16 protein-coding genes are annotated in these 16,668 nt (G+C 73.5%); 9 read left to right on the top strand and 7 right to left on the bottom strand.

The window, feature by feature from the left end; all coding sequences use genetic code 11:
- The first annotated feature begins 46 nt into the window (after positions 1 to 46).
- The 4 genes from ACIA8R_RS39090 (at position 47) to ACIA8R_RS39105 (ending at position 5,438) form a co-directional block, all read left to right on the top strand.
- Positions 47 to 1,159: a DUF5925 domain-containing protein gene (locus ACIA8R_RS39090; protein WP_364094756.1), complete on the top strand. Its 1,113-nt coding sequence runs from the start codon at positions 47 to 49 to the stop codon at positions 1,157 to 1,159.
- A 107-nt stretch (positions 1,160 to 1,266) separates the two neighbouring features.
- Positions 1,267 to 2,301, top strand: coding sequence for a C39 family peptidase (locus ACIA8R_RS39095; protein WP_364094759.1), 1,035 nt, complete (start codon positions 1,267 to 1,269; stop codon positions 2,299 to 2,301).
- A gap of 6 nt (positions 2,302 to 2,307) precedes the next feature.
- Positions 2,308 to 4,179: a prolyl oligopeptidase family serine peptidase gene (locus ACIA8R_RS39100; protein WP_397042535.1), complete on the top strand. Its 1,872-nt coding sequence runs from the start codon at positions 2,308 to 2,310 to the stop codon at positions 4,177 to 4,179.
- On the top strand, positions 4,176 to 5,438 hold the full coding sequence (locus ACIA8R_RS39105; RefSeq protein ID WP_397042536.1) for a M20/M25/M40 family metallo-hydrolase: 1,263 nt from the start codon (positions 4,176 to 4,178) through the stop codon (positions 5,436 to 5,438). Before ACIA8R_RS39100 ends, ACIA8R_RS39105 begins: the two co-directional genes overlap by 4 nt.
- Positions 5,439 to 5,477: 39 nt before the next feature.
- Here the strand turns inward: ACIA8R_RS39105 and ACIA8R_RS39110 are convergent, their stop codons facing one another.
- On the bottom strand, positions 5,478 to 7,154 hold the full coding sequence (locus ACIA8R_RS39110; protein ID WP_397042537.1) for an FAD-dependent monooxygenase: 1,677 nt from the start codon (positions 7,152 to 7,154) through the stop codon (positions 5,478 to 5,480).
- An 84-nt stretch (positions 7,155 to 7,238) separates the two neighbouring features.
- Here ACIA8R_RS39110 and ACIA8R_RS39115 point away from each other — a divergent pair, with 84 nt between their 5' ends.
- Positions 7,239 to 7,892 (top strand): TetR/AcrR family transcriptional regulator C-terminal domain-containing protein, encoded by a 654-nt coding sequence (locus ACIA8R_RS39115; protein ID WP_397042538.1) that lies wholly within the window; start codon positions 7,239 to 7,241, stop codon positions 7,890 to 7,892.
- A gap of 54 nt (positions 7,893 to 7,946) precedes the next feature.
- Positions 7,947 to 8,570: a TIGR03086 family metal-binding protein gene (locus ACIA8R_RS39120; RefSeq protein WP_397042539.1), complete on the top strand. Its 624-nt coding sequence runs from the start codon at positions 7,947 to 7,949 to the stop codon at positions 8,568 to 8,570.
- Between the two features lie 55 nt (positions 8,571 to 8,625).
- Here the strand turns inward: ACIA8R_RS39120 and ACIA8R_RS39125 are convergent, their stop codons facing one another.
- The 3 genes from ACIA8R_RS39125 to ACIA8R_RS39135 all read right to left on the bottom strand — a co-directional run bounded on the left by ACIA8R_RS39125 (position 8,626) and on the right by ACIA8R_RS39135 (position 10,560).
- On the bottom strand, positions 8,626 to 9,369 hold the full coding sequence (locus ACIA8R_RS39125; RefSeq protein ID WP_397042540.1) for a DUF427 domain-containing protein: 744 nt from the start codon (positions 9,367 to 9,369) through the stop codon (positions 8,626 to 8,628).
- Between the two features lie 61 nt (positions 9,370 to 9,430).
- Positions 9,431 to 10,015, bottom strand: a complete 585-nt coding sequence (locus tag ACIA8R_RS39130) for a hypothetical protein (RefSeq protein ID WP_397042541.1) — start codon at positions 10,013 to 10,015, stop codon at positions 9,431 to 9,433.
- Between the two features lie 77 nt (positions 10,016 to 10,092).
- Complete coding sequence (locus ACIA8R_RS39135; RefSeq protein ID WP_357695615.1) at positions 10,093 to 10,560, bottom strand: adenylyltransferase/cytidyltransferase family protein; 468 nt, start codon at positions 10,558 to 10,560, stop codon at positions 10,093 to 10,095.
- A 207-nt stretch (positions 10,561 to 10,767) separates the two neighbouring features.
- Between ACIA8R_RS39135 and ACIA8R_RS39140 the strand changes: the two genes are divergently transcribed.
- Positions 10,768 to 11,220, top strand: coding sequence for an ATP-binding protein (locus ACIA8R_RS39140; RefSeq protein WP_357695613.1), 453 nt, complete (start codon positions 10,768 to 10,770; stop codon positions 11,218 to 11,220).
- A gap of 20 nt (positions 11,221 to 11,240) precedes the next feature.
- Here the strand turns inward: ACIA8R_RS39140 and ACIA8R_RS39145 are convergent, their stop codons facing one another.
- On the bottom strand, positions 11,241 to 12,215 hold the full coding sequence (locus ACIA8R_RS39145; protein WP_357695611.1) for a LuxR C-terminal-related transcriptional regulator: 975 nt from the start codon (positions 12,213 to 12,215) through the stop codon (positions 11,241 to 11,243).
- Positions 12,216 to 12,351: 136 nt separating this feature from the next.
- Here ACIA8R_RS39145 and thrS point away from each other — a divergent pair, with 136 nt between their 5' ends.
- The gene (thrS, locus tag ACIA8R_RS39150; protein WP_397042542.1) at positions 12,352 to 13,587 is read left to right on the top strand and encodes a threonine--tRNA ligase; all 1,236 of its coding nucleotides are present in this window, start codon (positions 12,352 to 12,354) and stop codon (positions 13,585 to 13,587) included.
- Between the two features lie 10 nt (positions 13,588 to 13,597).
- Here the strand turns inward: thrS and ACIA8R_RS39155 are convergent, their stop codons facing one another.
- Positions 13,598 to 14,566, bottom strand: coding sequence for a magnesium transporter CorA family protein (locus ACIA8R_RS39155; protein WP_397042543.1), 969 nt, complete (start codon positions 14,564 to 14,566; stop codon positions 13,598 to 13,600).
- Positions 14,566 to 15,279: a DUF72 domain-containing protein gene (locus ACIA8R_RS39160; RefSeq protein WP_364096615.1), complete on the bottom strand. Its 714-nt coding sequence runs from the start codon at positions 15,277 to 15,279 to the stop codon at positions 14,566 to 14,568. The genes ACIA8R_RS39155 and ACIA8R_RS39160 overlap by 1 nt, the downstream gene beginning before the upstream one ends.
- A 70-nt stretch (positions 15,280 to 15,349) precedes the next feature.
- On the opposite strand from ACIA8R_RS39160, the gene ACIA8R_RS39165 reads away from it, so the two are divergent.
- Positions 15,350 to 16,639 carry a YibE/F family protein gene (locus tag ACIA8R_RS39165; RefSeq protein WP_397042544.1) on the top strand — a complete coding sequence of 430 codons (1,290 nt, stop codon included), beginning with the start codon at positions 15,350 to 15,352 and terminating at the stop codon, positions 16,637 to 16,639.
- The last annotated feature ends 29 nt before the right edge of the window (positions 16,640 to 16,668 follow it).

Raw genomic sequence — 16,668 nt, forward strand, 5'->3', positions numbered from 1 at the left:
CGCATAACCCTTCGACATCCGAGCCCACGAAGGAGATCCTTTACCTATGTCTGTGATCAGGGAGGTGCCGTTCCCCAGCCCGGACTCCTCGTCCGAACTGCCGATGAACATCTGGATCGACGACGCCGACTCGGCGATCGACGTCATCGACGCCCTGGCGTTGTCGCCGTTCGCGACCGGCGTTCAGCCCTGGTCAAGGCTGGCCAACCTGGAGCGGGTGCGCCCGGACGCCCGGCTGCAGCCGGCCGAGGGGCGGGTGCTGCGCACCGCGCAGGTGGAGGACGGTTCGGAGTCGCGGCTCATCTGCGGCGAGGGGTGGACGCTGCGGGTCATCCGGCACCGCAACCGCACCGCCACGGTGAGCGTGACGGCGGTGAGCGAAGAGCTGGCCACCTCGGTGATGAAGGAGAGCATCGACGGCGCCGAGGAGCCGATGCCCGACGCCGACCACGTCGAGATGGGCTTCTGGTGGCGCGGCTCCCACGGCGGCAACCGGTCGGAGAAGCCGATCACCGCCCAGCCGTGGGACGAGATCGGAACGAACTACTCGGCGCAGGTGCGCCCGGCGCTCGGCCGCCTGATGGCGACCACGCCCGCCGACGTCAACGGCCGGCTGATCCTGCTGCACGGCCAGCCCGGCACCGGCAAGACCACGCTGCTGCGCACGCTGGCCAAGCAGTGGCACGACTGGTGCCAGGTCGACTGCGTGCTCGACCCCGAACGGCTGTTCAACGACCCGGGCTACCTGATGGAGGTGGCGGTCGGCTACGACACCGACGACGACACGCAGCGGTGGCGGCTGCTGGTGCTGGAGGACTGCGACGAGCTGATCAGCTCGGGCGCCAAGGCCCAGGCGGGCCAGGGGCTGTCGCGGCTGCTCAACCTCACCGACGGCCTGCTCGGCCAGGGCCGCGACGTGCTGGTGGCCATCACCACGAACGAGGACCTGACCCGGCTGCACCCGGCGGTGATCCGTCCGGGCCGCTGCCTGGCCCAGATCGAGGTCGGCCCGCTGACCCGGGACGAGGCCGTCGCCTGGCTCGGCTCGCCGCAGGGGGTCGGCGCCTCGGGGGCGACCCTCGCGGAGCTGTACGCCCTGCGCGCGGGCCGCGCGATCAGCCCGGCGGGCCCCGACGAGTCCACCGGCCTCTACCTCTGACCGAGCCCACCGGCCCCTCCTGGTGAGCGAACCCGCCAGGAGCGGGGCCGGGCCGGTACGTAAACCAACCGATGTGCGACACCCGGTGTGAAACCACAATATGGCTGGTGCTCACCGTCGATCTGGCGCGCGTCGCCTTCACCCGTCTCACCGTGCCCGGAGGCACGTGGACCAGCGAGGAACACCGGGTCGGCTTCGCGGCCACCCAGCTCGTCCCCTCGTGGACCGCGCGTACCCCGCCGGGCGCCTGGGTCGAGGTGGAGCTGCGGGCCAGGACCGAAGCCGGCACGCTGACCAAGTGGTACGTCATGGGCCGCTGGTCCGAGCACGGGCCGCGTACCTCGGTGCCCGGCCAGGGTGACGAGGACGGCGACGTGGCCGTGGACACGTTCGTGGCCAGGCGGCCGGTCGTGGCGTTCCAGACGAGGGTCACCGCGCGTGGCGAGGGCGCGCGGATGACCTCTCTCGGCGTGCTGGCCTCGTCCCTGCCGCAGCGTCCGGTCGCGGTGAGCGCGTCCGGGGTGGCCGGGCGGGTCGAGCTCGACGTGCCCGGCCACTCCCAGTACGCGCACGCCGGGCACCACCCGCGCTGGGACGGCGGCGGCGCGAACTGGTGCAGCCCCGCCTCGGTGGCGATGGTGCTGGCCTTCTGGGGCCGCGGCCCCGAGCCCGGCGAGCTGGCCTGGGTGGGCGCGGACGACCCCGCCCCGGCGGTGGACCACGCCGCCATGGGCACCTACGACGACGGCTACCAGGGCACCGGGAACTGGCCGTTCAACGTGGCCTACGCGGGGCGTTACGGGCTGACCGGCTTCGTGACCAGGCTGCTGTCTGCGGCCGAGCTGGAGGCGTTCGTCCTGGCGGGCATCCCGGTGATCGCCTCGCTGTCGTTCAAGGCCCACGAGCTGCCCGGCTCCGGCTACTCCACGAACGGCCACATCCTCGTCGTCACCGGCTTCACCGCCGGGGGCGACGTCGTCGTGAACGACCCCGCCGCGCCTGCGGACGGCGAGGTTCGCCGGGTGTACCCGCGGGCAGCGTTCGAGAACGTGTGGCTGAGGAGCTCGGGCAGCGGCGGCATCGTGTACGTCCTCCACCCGCCCGGGCATCCCCTGCCTCCCTGTACCAACGGCAATTGGTGATTTTTCATGAGCATTCGACCGATCGATGTGGCGCGTACCGACGGCGGCCCCCAGTGGGTGGAGGCCGTCGCCACGCCCGAGGGCGTGGAGGTGTGGTGGGACGAGCCACGCCCGCACGAGGGCGGCCGGCGCTGCGTGGTGCGCCGCCTGCCCGACGGCTCCCGCGCCGACGCGCTGCCTCCCGGCTGGAACGCCCGCAACCGCCTGATCGAGTACGGCGGCCGCTCCTGGCGTCCGCTGCCGGGCGGCGGCCTGGTCTTCACCAATTGGTCCGACCAGCGGCTCTACCGCCTGGACGCCTCCCCGGGGAAGGCCGCCGACCCGGTCGCCCTCACGCCCGAGGGCCCGGCGCGCTACGGCGACCTCTACCTGCCGCCCGGCCGTGACGAGGTGTGGGCGGTGCGGGAGATCGACGACGTGCGGGACCTGGTGGCGGTCCCCCTGGACGGCGGCCCGGTCAGGGTCGTGGCCCGGACGCACCACTTCCTCATGAACCCCCGCCTCTCCCCCGACGGCGCCCGGATCGCCTGGATCGGCTGGAACCACCCCGACATGCCCTGGGACGGCACCGAGCTGTGCGTGGCCCCCCTGTCGCCGGACGGCGTCGCGGGCCCCCACCAGGTCGTGGCCGGCGGCCCCGAGGAGTCGGTGGCCCAGGCCGAGTGGCGCGACGCGGAGTCCCTGTACGCCGTCACCGACCCGACCGGCTGGTGGAACGTGCATGTCGTGCACCTCGACGGTTCCCCCTCGCGCAACCTCACCCCCGTGGAGCTGGAGTTCGGCGCGGCGGCCTGGAAGCCGGGCCTGGCCTGCCTGGCCCCGGCGGGCGAGCACCTGGTCGTCGTGTACGGCACCGCCGACCAGCGCCGCCTGGGCGTGCTCGACCCGGCGACGGGCGGCCTGCGGGAGATCGGCGGGGCGGAGCACACGTACTGGGCCTCGACGGTGTCGGCGGCCGGGGGCAAGGCGGCGGCGGTGGGGGCGACGCCGTACACGCCGCTGGAGGTCACGCTGGTCGATCTGGCCACCGGCGGGCACGAGGTCGTCTCGGCCCCCAAGCCCCTGCCCGACCGGGCGCTGCTGCCCACGCCGGACGCGGTGACGGTCGAGGGCGTGCACGCCCACCTCTACCCGCCGGCCGGGGTCGCGGGCCCGGCGCCGTACGTGATCTTCGTGCACGGCGGGCCGACCGGGAACTCACCGGTCGTGCTCGACCTGGAGATCGCCTACTTCACCAGCAGAGGGATCGGCGTGGCCGTGGTGAACTACGGCGGCTCGACCGGCTACGGCAGAGCCTACCGCGAGCGGCTGCGGCACCAGTGGGGCGTGGTGGACGTCCAGGACTGCGCCAAGGTGGCGCGCGGGCTGGTGCAGCTCGGCCGGGCGGACGCGGCCAGGATCGCGATCCGGGGCGGCAGCGCCGGCGGCTGGACGACGGTGGCCGCGCTGGTGCACAGCGACGTGTTCGCGGGCGGCGTCGCGCACTACGCGATCACCGACCCGGAGAGCTGGGCGGCCGAGACGCACGACTTCGAGTCGCGCTACCTCGACGGCCTGGTGGGCCCGCTGCCCGAGACGCGGCAGCGGTACACCGACCGCTCGCCGCTCCTGAACGCGGCCCGGGCATCGGGCCCGTGCCTCATGTTGCACGGTCTGGAGGACGCGATCGTGGACGTCAGCCAGGCTGAGCGATTCACCGCCGAACTGGACAAGCACGGCAAACAGTGGGCTCTGCTCACCTTCGCCGGTGAGCAGCACGGCTGGCGCAGGGAAGAGACCATCGTGGCGGCGCTGGAGGCCGAGCTGGCCTTCTACGGGCTGATCTTCGACCTGGAGACGCCCGGCGTGCCGCCGCTGACGCTGAAGGGGAGAGCGTGAAGAGCGTCGCCGAGATCTGCTCGGACCTGATCAGGTTCGACACCACCAATCCGGGCTCGGGCGAGCGCCCGGCGGCCGAGTACGTGGCCACGCTGCTGGCCGACGCGGGGCTGGAGCCGGTGGTGTTCGAGTCGGCGCCCCGGCGCACCACCGTCGTGGCCAGGATCGACGGCGACTCCCCCGACGCGTTGCTCGTCCACGGCCACCTGGACGTCGTGCCCGCCGACCCCGCCGAGTGGCGGATGCACCCGTTCTCCGGCGAGATCACCGACGGCTGCGTGTACGGCCGGGGCGCGGTGGACATGAAGGGCTCGTGCGCGATGACCCTCGCGGCCGTGCTCGGCATGGCGGCGGACGGCGTGCGGCCGAAGCGGGACCTGGTGCTGGCCTTCCTGGCCGACGAGGAGGCGACCGGCGACTACGGCTCCCGGCACGCGGTGACCGAGCACCGGCACCTGTTCGACGGCGTCACCGAGGCCATCAGCGAGTCGGGCGGCTTCAGCGTCGACTCCGGCGGGCGGCGCGTCTACCCGATCGCCGTCGGCGAGCGCGGCACCGCGTGGATGAAGGTGACCGCCCACGGCGTGGCGGGCCACGGCTCGCGGCCCGCCGTGGACAACCCGGTCGCCACGCTGGCCCACGCGCTGTCGCGGGTGGCCGCCCACCAGTGGCCGGTACGCCTGACGCCGTCGGTCGCCGCGCTCCTGGAGAGCCTGTCGGAGATCACCGGGCAGCCGATCGACCTGGACCGGCTGGACGCCGAGGCCGACCGGCTGGGCGCGCTCGGCGAGCTGTTCCACGGCCAGATCCGCAACTCGGCGAACCCGACGATGCTGGAGGCCGGCTACAAGGTCAACGTGGTGCCCTCGACCGCCTCGGCGCACGTGGACGGCCGGTACCTGCCGGACCTTCAGGAGGAGTTCCTCGCGACGATCGACGAGCTGCTGGGCCCGAAGATCACCCGCGAGTTCGTGAACCTGGAGGAGGCGCCCGCCGCGCCGTACCCGTCGGCGTTCTTCGACGAGCTGGCGGGGGCGCTGGTGGCCGAGGACCCGCTGGCGCGGCCGGTGCCGTACGTGATGAGCGGGGGCACCGACGCCAAGTCCTTCGCCACCATCGGCATCCAGGGGTACGGCTTCGCCCCGCTCATGCTCCGGCCCGACCTGGACTACTTCGGCATGTTCCACGGCAAGGACGAGCGGGTGCCGGTGGAGGGGCTGGAGTTCGGCACCCGCGTCCTGACCCGCCTGCTCACCTGACCGTCCCGGCCGTCCCCCGGGCCCGTGTCCGGGGGACGCTCATGACGCCGGGCCGAACCAGGTGGTGAGCGCGTCCATGAGCGCCCCTCCTGGCGCGCCCGCCCAGGCCACGTACCCGTCGGGCCGGACGAGCAGCGCACCACCGCCTGCCTGGGGCGGGGCGGCCACGGCCAGGCTCACGCGGTCGTGGTGGCCCGCCAGGGCGGCCGTCAGTTCGGCCGCGTCCGCGCCGCCGGACAGGTCGAGCAGCAACCCCCGCCCGTCCCGCAGCAACTCCGCGACCGGCCGCCCGGTCCCGGCCGCCGCCGGGCTCTCGCTCCCCCGCCGACCGCCGCCGGGAACACCGGAACCCGCCGCGCCCGGAACCTGAGGGCCGCGATCGTGCGGGCCCTCGGGTGGGGTGGCGGTCAGGGGCGGGGTGGCGGTCAGGGGCGGGGTGGCGGTCAGGGGCGGGGTGGCGGTCAGGGGCGGGGTGAAGCGGCCGGTGCGGGGGTCGGGGGCGGTGGGCGCGTAGTCGACGTCGGTGCCCTCGACCATGCCGGTGAAGTGCCGCTCGGCGTCCGGCAGCGCCATCACCTCCGACAGCACCTCCCGCAGCGCGTCCACCTGCGCCCCCGGACGCATCGCCGCCACCTGGGCCCGGGTGTTGCGCAGCACGCGGGCCGCCACCGGGTGACGCTCGGCGGTGTAGGTGTCGAGCAGGCTCTCCGGAGCCGCGCCCCGGGCCACCAGCGCCAGCTTCCACCCCAGGTTGACGGCGTCCTGGAGGCCCAGGTTGAGCCCCTGGCCGCCGATGGGCGAGTGCACGTGGGCGGCGTCCCCGGCCAGCAGGACGCGTCCCTTGCGGTAGGAGTCGGCGTGCCGGGTGTTGTCGCTGTAGCGGATGCCCGCCTCCAGCCGCGCGACCCCGACGTCCTCCCCCGTCACCCGGCGCAGGCTGCCGGCCAGTTCCTCGGCCGTGACCGGCGCGTCCCTGTCGGGGGAACCGTCGCCGGGGCCGCCGTCGAACTCGATGGTCGCGATCTCCCCGGGCACCAGCGACAGGTTGACGAGCCCGCCGGGCGAGCGCAGGGACGAGGTGACCGACCCCGGCCCGGTCAGCGTGGCCACGGCCGTCCTGCCGGTCATGGTCGCCGGCGTGCCGGAGAAGGCGAACCCGGACCGCTTGCGCACCACGCTCCGGCCGCCGTCGCAGCCCACCAGGTAGGGGGCCTCGACGCGCTCGCCGTCCGCCAGTGTGGCCACCGCGTGGCCGGCGTCCTGGGCGACGTCCACGACGGCGCGGCCCTGCCGGACCGGTACGCCGAGCGCGGCGGCCCGCGCGGCGAGCACGGCCTCGATCTGGTGCTGCTTGAGCATGGCGTACTCGGCGCCGCCGTGCTCCTCCAGCAGCGGCAGCCCGGCGAAGTGACCGCGCATCATGCCCTTCTTGAGCAGCTCGGTCATCATGCCGACCATGTCCGAACGGTCGGGCGCCGAGCCGGTGGCCAGCTCGTCGAACAGCCTCCACTGGGCCCCGATCAGCGGTTCCACCAGCCCGCGCAGCTCCAGCGAGTGCAGGGTGCGCGCGTTGAGCGAGCGCAGGCCGAGGCTGCGGGTCACGCGTTCCTCGCCGGTGGCCGCCTCCAGGACCAGCGGCTCGGCGCCGCCCAGTTTGAGCTCGCAGGCCAGCAGCAGCCCGACCGGCCCGCCACCCACGATGATCACGTCGGTCATCCCGACTCCTTACTTACGGCGTATGCTTACGTCGTAAGTAGAGCACGTACACCGTAAGCTCCGTCAAGCACGAAGGGAGAGCCGATGGCACGGCGCGAGCCGCTGAACCGGGAGAAAGTCCTCGACGCGGCCCTGGAGCTGGCGGACAGAGAGGGCCTGGAGGGGCTGTCCATGCGGCGGCTGGCCAAGGCGCTCGGCGTGGAGGCGATGTCGCTCTACAACCACGTCTCCAACAAGGCCGACCTGGTCGACGGCATCGTGGAGCGGGTGTTCGGCCAGGTGGAGCCGGCCGACCCGGGGCTGCCGTGGCAGGAGCGGCTGCGCGTCATGGCGCGCAACATGCACCGGGCGTTCAGCCGCCATCCCGTGGTCCCGCTGGCGCTGGCGACCGACCGGTCCAACCCGACCTCGCCGCACGCCCTGAGGACCCTCGACGACCTGGTCGGCACGCTGTACGCGGCGGGCTTCGACGACCTCGGCGTCTGGCGGGCGCTGACCGCCGTGAACGCCCTGGTGTTCGGCACCCTGCTGCTGTCCACCGGCGGCTTCGACGGCGCCCCCGGCCGGCACGCCGGCGAGGAGCAGGTGGGCGTCTACATCCGCGCCCTCGACCCCGAACGCCTGCCGCACTTCGCCAGGCTGCTGCGCTGGACGCGCGGCGGCGTCGACCCGGCCGCCGACTTCGAGCAGGCCCTGGACCTGCTGATCGACGGGCTTGAGATGGCCGTCGCCAACTAGTGGAACAAACTATTCCGTTCTGCTATAGTGGAGACATACCGAAGGGAGCTCCATATGGGCGACGACATCAGCGGCTGGGACGTTCTGGACGCCGCGCACGAGGCGCTGCGCAAGGCCGTCAGCGGCATCCCGGCCGGCGGCTGGGACCTGCCCACCCCCTGCTCGGAGTGGAGCGTCACCAAGGTCTTCAAGCACGCGGTCGGCGACCAGCTCGGCTTCGCCGCCACGCTCACGGGCGAGGGCGGGCCGGCGTTCAACCCGTTCGACCCGCCCGCCGAACCGGGCGCGGACCCGTCGGCCGAGCTTGAGGACGCGCTGACGCGCGCGGCCAGGGCGTGGGCCGCGGTCGACCGCGACGCCGCCGAGGTGCCGACGCCGGTGCCGCCGAACAGGATGTCGCCGTGGATGGGCTCGACGGCCTGCGCGCTCGACGCGGCCGTGCACGCCTGGGACCTCGCCGTGGCCACCGGGCAGCCCTCGCCGCTGACGCCCGAGCTGGCCGGGCCGCTGCTGGAGGTCGCCCGGCAGATCGTCGACCCGCTGCGCCCGTGGGGCGCCTACGCCGAGGCCCTGCCGGACGCCCCCTCCGGCGACCCCACCGGCGACCCCACCGGCGACACGGCTGCCGCCCTGCTGCGCTACCTCGGCCGCGACCCGCACTGGACCCCGGCCGCCTGATCCTCGGCCGCCTGATCCCCGGGCGCCCCGCCACCCGGCGGGGCGCCCGACGGGCTCAGGAGAACTTGGTCGCCGGACGCTCCTCGCGCTCGCCGTCGACGAAGATGTCCAGCTTCTCGTTGTAGAAGGCGATCAGCCCCGCCACGCGCTCGCTCTCGGGCAGCGGCGTGCGGTAGGACCAGGCCAGGTCCTTCTTCCCGTTGACCGTCCAGTACTCCGCCGTCCCCTTGTACGGGCAGTGCGTCGCGGTGTCGGTGTGCTCCAGCAGGTCGAGCCGTACGTCCGTCTTCGGCAGGTAGTAGCGGGCGGGCAGGCCCGTCTCGAACAGGATGCGGGCGTTGCGCGAGTCGGCCACGGTGACCCCGTCGACCTCGACCCGGATGTGCCGCGAGCTCGGCAGGATGTCCACCCGCGTGTACGGGTCGCGCGCGTGCACGTAGACCTCCTCGTCCTCCTCGAACCAGGCGTCCATCGCGTCCCAGTCGAAGCGGACGTGCCCGCGGATCTCCTCCAGCGGCGAGTCGTCGTAGACCAGCGCCGCCTCCGGAGCCTCGCCGGTGCCCGAGGTGACCGTGTGGACGGCGGCGTCCCCCCTGCTCGGGGAGTGCCTGGACGTGCCGGTCGGCTTGAGCGCCGCCTCCTCGACGTCCTGGAGGGGGAAGTAGTAGGTGGGGTAGAAGGGGCCTTCCCACACCAGCAGGGCCCGGGTCGTGTCGGCGACCAGCCGGCCGCCCAGGTAGGTCCGCACGCGCTTGGCCGACCGCTCGACGCGGACCCGGCCCCGGTTCGTGGCATCCATGTTCGCGCCAACCCGCGCGGCGGCGGGGCTATTCCGGGCCATTCCGGGCTGTTCCGGCCCCTCAGACCCCGAACAGCGCCAGCGTCGCCCACGTGGTGAGCGTGCCGGTGAACGCCCCCGCCGCGACCTGCGCCGACGTGTGATGGGCGAGGCGGACCCTGGCCCAGCACACCAGCGCCACCACGGCCGCGCCGGCGAGCGCGACGGGCAGGGCGGGCAGCACGTGCGCCAGTACCACCACCGTGCCCGCCGAGACGGCGGCGTGGAAGGAGATCTTCCAGCGGGTGGTGATCGGCACGGTCACCGCCAGGGCGACCAGCATCGCGGTCACGGTGGCCACCAGCAGCCGCGGCGCGCCGAGCACGACGAGCAGCGCGAGCGCGACCAGCACGGCGGCCACGGCGGCCAGCAGCGGGCCGGTGCGCCGGGCGCGGTCGACGATGTGGTGGGAGTCGAGCCGCCCCGAACGCACGCCGATCGCGATCACCGCCGCCGGCACGCCGCCGCAGAACGCCGAGGCCATCAGCCCCCAGGCGGCCCCGGCCCATCCCTGGGCGAGCAGGCCCACGGCGGGCGGCATGACGATCACCAGCACTTGCGGTGCCAGCAGGTTCGTCACCCGCTTCGCCACCAGGTCGGCCATCATGAGAGGAAAGATTACGCGATCATGGCGCCTGCCCGTTTCAGCGACGCCCGCGGCCGTTCCCGGAGAGCCGGGGTGTCTCAGCCCTTGCCCGCCGCGTTCACGATGCGGGTCGTGGACCGGTCGGGGATGGCCGCCATCTCCCAGCACTCCGCGCCCAGGATGGCCGCCGCTGTGGCCCGCGCGCCCGCGTGCGGGTCGCCCGCCGTGTGGGCCAGCGCCCCGGGCCGCATCGGCGCGAGCAGGTCGATGTAGTCCTCGGGGCCATGGGCGTCGGGCGGCCCGGTCACCACGAAGACGCCGGACACGCAGCGCAGCGCGGCCAGCACCTCGGCCCGCTCCGCCGCCGGGTTGAACGGCCGGCTGGGCCCCTTCCACGCCCGCACGCGCGGGTCGTCCTCCACGCCGACCACCAGAGGCAGCCCGCGGGCGGCCACGGCGCCCAGGTAGCGCACGTGGCCCACGTGCAGGATGTCGAAGACGCCGGTCACGACCGCCGCCCCGGGCCCGTCGTACGGCTCCACCCAGACGGCCTCCAGGCTGCTCACGCGACCTCCTCCGACGGCCGGGCGAGTAGGCTGCTGTGCACGCTTTGCTCCCCCACGGGCCTAGACGACTCGTCGATCGCAGCGTACTCGGTCGCCGCGCCCGGTCGTGCAGGCGACCTTGGGAAAGAGCATTCCTACCTTTTCGCGATAATCTCCGGGCCCCCTCTCGGGCGTCTCATGACGTCACCTGATTCGGGGGAGGTCGCCGTGGCGTCACCGGACTCGCACCATGCCGACGGGGGTGAACCGCCCGGGGCCCGCGACCTCGCGGTGCGGCTCCCGGGGGTTCCGTCGCAGGTCTCGCGGGCCAGGGGGCTCGTGACGGCGGCGCTCGGCCGCGATCATCCCTTCCATGACGACGTGGTGCTGCTCACCAGCGAGCTGGCCACGAACGCGATCCTGCACACCAGGTCCGGGGACGGCGGCTCGTTCACGGTGTCGGTGTCCAGCTCGGACACGACCGTCCGGGTGTGCGTCGCCGACGGCGGCACGGACGGCCCTCCGTGCGTGTGCCGGACGGCTCCCCAGGCGACCAGCGGCCGGGGGCTGCCGCTGATCGAGGCGCTCAGCCACCGCTGGGGGTTCGTCCGCGAGGGGGGCTCGACGACCGTCTGGTTCGAGCTGACGCGGGAACGGGTGCCCGCCGGGATGGCCCGCTGAGGGGGCCGGGGCGGGCGGCGTCAGAGGTCGAGCCGGCACAACCCTTCGGCCAGCGCCTTGGTCGTGAGCCGGGTACGGCTGTCGCAGCCCAGCTTGGCGAAGATGTGCTCCAGATGGGTGGTCACCGTCCGCACGCTCAGCACCAGGCAGGCCGCGATCTGCGGGTTGGAGTCGCCGGCCGCGACGCGGGTGAGCACGTCGACCTCGCGGCCGGTCAGGTCGTAGGGCAGCGGGCAGGGCCGTTCGGCGGCGACCGCGCCCTGCAACGACCCCTGGTAGCCGACGCCTGCCCGCAGCAGCCGCACCTCGTGCCAGCGTCCGCCGCCGTCGAGCCACAGGCCGCGCCGGCTCAGCTCGCGCGAGTCGATGAACGCCCGTGCGAAGGCCGCCATGGCGGGGTCGTCCCACAGCTCGCGCGAGACCTCGTGGCCGGGCACCGCGCGGCGCTCGCCGAGCCGGTCGAAGGCGACCGCGCGGAAGTCGGGCGGCAGCCCGGCGGGGTCGATCACGCACCTGGTGAGGTCGGTGACGTGCGCGAGCATCGGGCTCACGGCGGCGACCAGGGCGCTGGTGAGCAGCGGGAAGGCGTCCTTGGCGGCCAGGTGCAGCAGGCCGGTGTAGCGGCCGTCGTCGGCGAGGAACAGCGGCGCGGTGAGCCCGGCCCGCCAGCCGTAGGGGGCCAGGTGGCGGCGGAAGTACCGTTCGGTGCCCGGCTGCGGCATGGGCACCGGCCGCCGTCCGGCGATGGCCGCGCGGCAGGCGTCGAGGGCGGCGTACTCCTCGGCGGCGTCGCGGTCGATGCGCCGGTGGCCGTCGGAGACGACGCTGTGGTGACGCCCGGTGGCGGGGTCGAAGGCGACGAACTCGTAAGCGTCGAGCGGGACCACCCGGCGCAGCGCCGCCATCGCCGCGTGCGCGCCGCCACCGCCCGCGACCTGGTAGCCGACCTCGGCGAACGCCTGCAACTGGCGCACGCTCAAGGTGATCTCAGCCACGGCTCTTTTATATCATTTGCCATTCCTTGACCGGCTGTTGAAGATTTTCTTCACGCCGCCCGCGGTGTTAGAGTCTCCGGCATGCAGCGCGCTCTCGTCACGACGACGCCGGACACGGTCCCGGCGCGCTGATTCCATGCATCCCGGGCGGACGCCCGGGAGCTGGTCGTTCGCCCTTTTCGCGAAAAGGACGATCATGAACGACCACCGCAGACTCGGCCGCGAGCTGGAGATCTTCGGCACCGACCCGCTGATCGGCTCCGGCCTCCCCTACTGGCTGCCCGCCGGGGCCGCCGTGCGCAAGGCAGTGGAGGACTACGTCCACGAGCTCGAACGCCGTCACGGCTACCTGCACGTCAACTCCCCCGTGCTCGGCAAACGCGAGCTGTACGAACGTTCGGGCCACTGGGCGCACTACGCCGAGGACATGTTCCCGCCCATGAACGTGGGCGGCGAGGAGTTCGTGCTGCGTCCCAGCCTGTGCCCGCACCACGCGCTGATCTACCGCTCACGCGGGCGCAGCCACCGCGACCTGCCGCTGCGCGTGGCCGAGCTCGGCGGCATGTACCGCTCGGAGCTGTCGGGCGTGCTCGGCGGCCTGACCCGGGTGCGCGCCATCCAGCTCAACGACGGTCACGTGTTCTGCGCGCCGGAGCAGGCGGCGGCCGAGGTGTCGGCCGCGCTCGACCTGATCGAGGCCGCGCACGCCCAGCTCGGCATCGAGGCCGCCCGCTACCGGCTCTCGCTGCGCGGCGACGGCGACAAGTTCGTGGACGACCCCGAGATGTGGGCCCGCTCGGAGGCGATCCTGCGTGACGTGCTCGGGGAGCGCGGCCGCGCCTTTGACGAGGAACGCGGCGAGGGCGCCTTCTACGGCCCGAAGATCGACATCCAGATCGCCGACCCGGCGGGCCGCGAGAGCACCCTGTCGACCGTCCAGGTGGACCTGTACCAGCCCGAGCGCTTCGACCTGGCGTACGCGGGCGGGCGGCGTCCCGTCATGGTGCACCGCAGCGTGGTCGGCGGGCTCGAACGGCTGGTCGCGCACCTGATCGAGGTGCACGGCGGCGCGTTCCCCGCGTGGCTGGCGCCCGTTCAGGCGGTCGTGCTGCCGCTGTCGGACGCCGAACTGCCGGCGGCCGCGGACGTGCTGCGGCGGGCCGTGGCCGCCGGGCTGCGGGCCGAGCTGGCGCCGGCGGACCGGGGCAGCCTGGGGGCCAGGATCAGGGCGCACCGGCTGGTGCCGTACCAGCTCGTGGTTGGGCCGCGCGAGGTGGCCGACGGCGTGCCGGCCGTCCGTTCGCGGGACGGCCGCCAGCTGGGCCCGGTGCCGGTCGAGAGACTGGCCGAGGACTGCCGGCCCCGCTTCTGAGCCCTGCCGCTCAGAGCCAGTCCTTCTTCTTGAAGATCACGTACAGCGCCACGGACGCCACCGCCACCAGCACCGACGACACCCAGAACCCCGAGATGTCCCCGGCCCCGGGGTAGGGCACGTTCTGGCCGTAGAAGCCGGTGATGGCGGTGGGCACCGCGATGATGGCGGCCCAGCTCGTCACCCGCTTCATGATCTCGTTGAGGCGGAAGCCCTGCTGGGCCAGCCGGGTCTCCCGGACGTTGGCGAGCATGTCGCGGATCGCCTCCACCCACTCGGCGACGCGCTGGACGTGGTCGTAGACGTCCTCGTAGTAGGGGGCCATCACCGGGTCGGCGACGAGCTCCTGGTCGCGGCGGAGCAGGGTGCCGAGCACCTCCCGCATCGGCATCGAGATCTTGCGGAGCCTGGCGGTGTTCTTGCGCAGGACGTACATGGCGCGCTGGAGCTTCCTGCCGTCGCGCGGCGCGTCGTCGAACAGCGACTCCTCCATGGCCTCGGCCTGCGCGTCGAGGTCCTGGACCAGGTCGAACTGGCTGTCCACGACGTAGTCGAGCAGGCCGTGCAGCAGGAAGGAGACGCCGTGCGAGGCCAGGCGGGAGGACGCGTCCCAGCGCCTGAGCACCTCGTCGATGTCGAAGCGGTCGTTCTCGCGAACGGTCACCAGGGCGTTGCGGGTGACGAAGACGTTCACCTCGACGGGTACGAGACGGTCCTCGTCGAGGTGGATGCCGTACACGGTGATGAACAGGTGGTTGTCGTAGACGTCCACCTTGGGGCGCTGGTGGTCGCTGAGCACGTCCTCGACGGCCAGCTCGTGCAGGCCGAGCTCCTCGCCGACCAGGTTGAGCTGTTCGGGGGTGGGCGAGCACAGATCGAGCCAGACGGTGGCCTCGGGGTCGCCGACGTGGTCGGAGACCTCCTCGACGGGGAAGCCCTCCTTTTCGAGGACGCCGTTCCTGTACAGACGCGTGCGCATCAGGCGAGTGTGGCAAATCGCCGGGCATCACGCACGGCCGCTCCCCCCGGATCGTTGTTGAAGTAGACGTGGACGTCCCGCCATCCGGCCTCCGCCACCCTTCTCACCCAGCTCCGCAGCGCCGCGTCGCCGTAGGAGGGGCGGGGCGCGGCCAGGCCCTCGTGCAGGCGCACGTACCCCCAGTCGGCGGTGCGCCACAGCGGCGTCAGCGGCCGGCCGAGCCGGTCGGCCCAGCACAGCGCGGCGCCCCGGGCGAGCAGCACCTCGCGCACCTCGCCGGTCCACCAGGAGTCGTGCCGCGGCTCCACCGCCACCCGCACGCCGCCGGGGAAGCAGCCCAGGCACCGGTCGAGCAGGGCGGCGTCGGCCCGCAGCGTGGGCGGCAGTTGCAGCAGCACCGGGCCCAGCTTCTCCTTGAGCTCCCCGGCGGCCCTCATCAGGCGGGCGACCGGCTCCTCGGGCTCGGACAGCCGCTTGATGTGGGTGAGGAAGCGGCTGGCCTTGACGGCCATCACGAACCCGGCGGGCGTGCGCTCCCGCCAGGCGGCGAACGTCTCCGGCGCGGGCAGGCGGTAGAAGGCGTTGTTGCTCTCGACGGTGGGGAACTCGGCCGCGTACGTCTCCAGCCACAACCGCTGCGGCACCCCCTCCGGGTACAGCACGCCGCGCCAGTCCTTGTACTGCCATCCGGAGGTGCCCACCAGCGTCGCCACACCCGGCTCCTACCCCGGGCCGGGTGCGTTACTGTCGCAGTCCCGGAAGCCGAGGAGGATCTTTCACGCGATGGGCGCCGATCATTTCCACGCCCACGGCCACGGCCACGGCCACTCCCACGGCCCGCCCGCCGCGCCGCCGTCGCGCCGGGCGGTCGTGGCGAGCCTGGCCGTGCTGGTGCCGCTGGCCCTGGCGACGCTGGCCTGCCTGGTGTGGCTCTGGCCCGCCGCGCAGGCCGCGCCGGACGGCCGGGACGGCCAGGAGGGGCGGGCGGTCGAGCGGGTCGAGGGCACGGTCACGTCGGTCACGCTCAGGCGCTGCCCGGCCGTCCAGGAAGGGATGCCCGTGCCCGACCCGGCCACCTGCGGCAACGCCATCGTGCGGGTCGGCTCGGGGCCCGACGTCGGCCGCGACGTCACCCTGCGGCTGCCGGGCGGGCCGGGGGCGCAGCGGTTCACCGCGGGTGACGACGTGCTGCTGCTGCGGGCCGGCGACGGGGCCTACCAGCTCTCCGACCACGACAGGTCCACGACGTTGTGGCTGCTGGGGGGCGCGTTCGCGCTGGCGGTGATCGCGTTCGGGCGGTGGCGCGGGGTGACGGCGCTGGTGGGGCTGGCGGTGACGTTCGGGCTGCTGCTGACGTTCGTCATCCCGGCCGTCCTGGCGGGCGAGCCGCCGATGCTGGTCGCCGTCGTGGGCTCGGCCGCGATCATGCTGACCGTGCTCTACCTCACCCACGGCTTCTCCCTGACCACGTCGATGGCCGTGCTCGGCACGCTGGCCAGCCTCCTGCTGACCGGGCTGCTGTCGTACGGGGCGCTCGGCCTGGCCCGGCTCAACGGCGTCACCGACGACAGCGCGCTGACCCTGGGCATGAGCCTGTCGATCGACACCGAGGGGCTGCTGCTGGCCAGCATCATCATCGGGGCGCTGGGCGTGCTCGACGACGTCACCGTCACGCAGGCGGTGACGGTGGGCGAGCTGGCCGCGGCCAACCCCTCCTACGGCTTCGCCCGCCTGTACCGGGCCGCGGGGCGCGTCGGCCGGGCCCACATCGCCTCGGTGATCAACACGATCATCCTGGCGTACGCGGGGGCGTCGCTGCCGCTGCTGCTGTTGTTCAGCATCGGCGCGCAGCCGCTCGGCGACGTGCTGACCACGCCGGTCGTGGCCCAGGAGATCGTCCGCAGCGTCGTGGGCACGCTCGGGCTGATCGCCGCCGTGCCCATCACGACCGCGCTGTCGGCCCTGGTGGCCGCCCGCGGGGCGCGGCGGGAGGGGGAGCCGCCGGCCGACCAGTTCACCAGGCCCGTACGCACCGGGGGCCCGCTCACCCGGCCCGCCCGGCACCGCCGCTGAACGGGCCGCGTGGCCTCCTCCGAGCTGGA

Source organism: Nonomuraea sp. NPDC051191 (assembly GCF_044455665.1).
GTDB lineage: Bacteria > Actinomycetota > Actinomycetes > Streptosporangiales > Streptosporangiaceae > Nonomuraea.

What these genes read in the sequence shown, in the direction of transcription:
- ACIA8R_RS39090 (WP_364094756.1), top strand. Translation starts at nt 47, where the DNA reads ATGTCTGTGATCAGGGAGGTGCCGTTCCCCAGCCCGGACTCCTCGTCC.
- ACIA8R_RS39100 (WP_397042535.1), top strand. Translation starts at nt 2,308, where the DNA reads ATGAGCATTCGACCGATCGATGTGGCGCGTACCGACGGCGGCCCCCAG.
- ACIA8R_RS39110 (WP_397042537.1), bottom strand. Translation starts at nt 7,154, where the DNA reads ATGACCGACGTGATCATCGTGGGTGGCGGGCCGGTCGGGCTGCTGCTG.
- ACIA8R_RS39115 (WP_397042538.1), top strand. Translation starts at nt 7,239, where the DNA reads ATGGCACGGCGCGAGCCGCTGAACCGGGAGAAAGTCCTCGACGCGGCC.
- ACIA8R_RS39120 (WP_397042539.1), top strand. Translation starts at nt 7,947, where the DNA reads ATGGGCGACGACATCAGCGGCTGGGACGTTCTGGACGCCGCGCACGAG.
- ACIA8R_RS39125 (WP_397042540.1), bottom strand. Translation starts at nt 9,369, where the DNA reads ATGGATGCCACGAACCGGGGCCGGGTCCGCGTCGAGCGGTCGGCCAAG.
- ACIA8R_RS39130 (WP_397042541.1), bottom strand. Translation starts at nt 10,015, where the DNA reads ATGATGGCCGACCTGGTGGCGAAGCGGGTGACGAACCTGCTGGCACCG.
- thrS (WP_397042542.1), top strand. Translation starts at nt 12,352, where the DNA reads ATGCATCCCGGGCGGACGCCCGGGAGCTGGTCGTTCGCCCTTTTCGCG.
- ACIA8R_RS39155 (WP_397042543.1), bottom strand. Translation starts at nt 14,566, where the DNA reads ATGCGCACGCGTCTGTACAGGAACGGCGTCCTCGAAAAGGAGGGCTTC.
- ACIA8R_RS39165 (WP_397042544.1), top strand. Translation starts at nt 15,350, where the DNA reads ATGGGCGCCGATCATTTCCACGCCCACGGCCACGGCCACGGCCACTCC.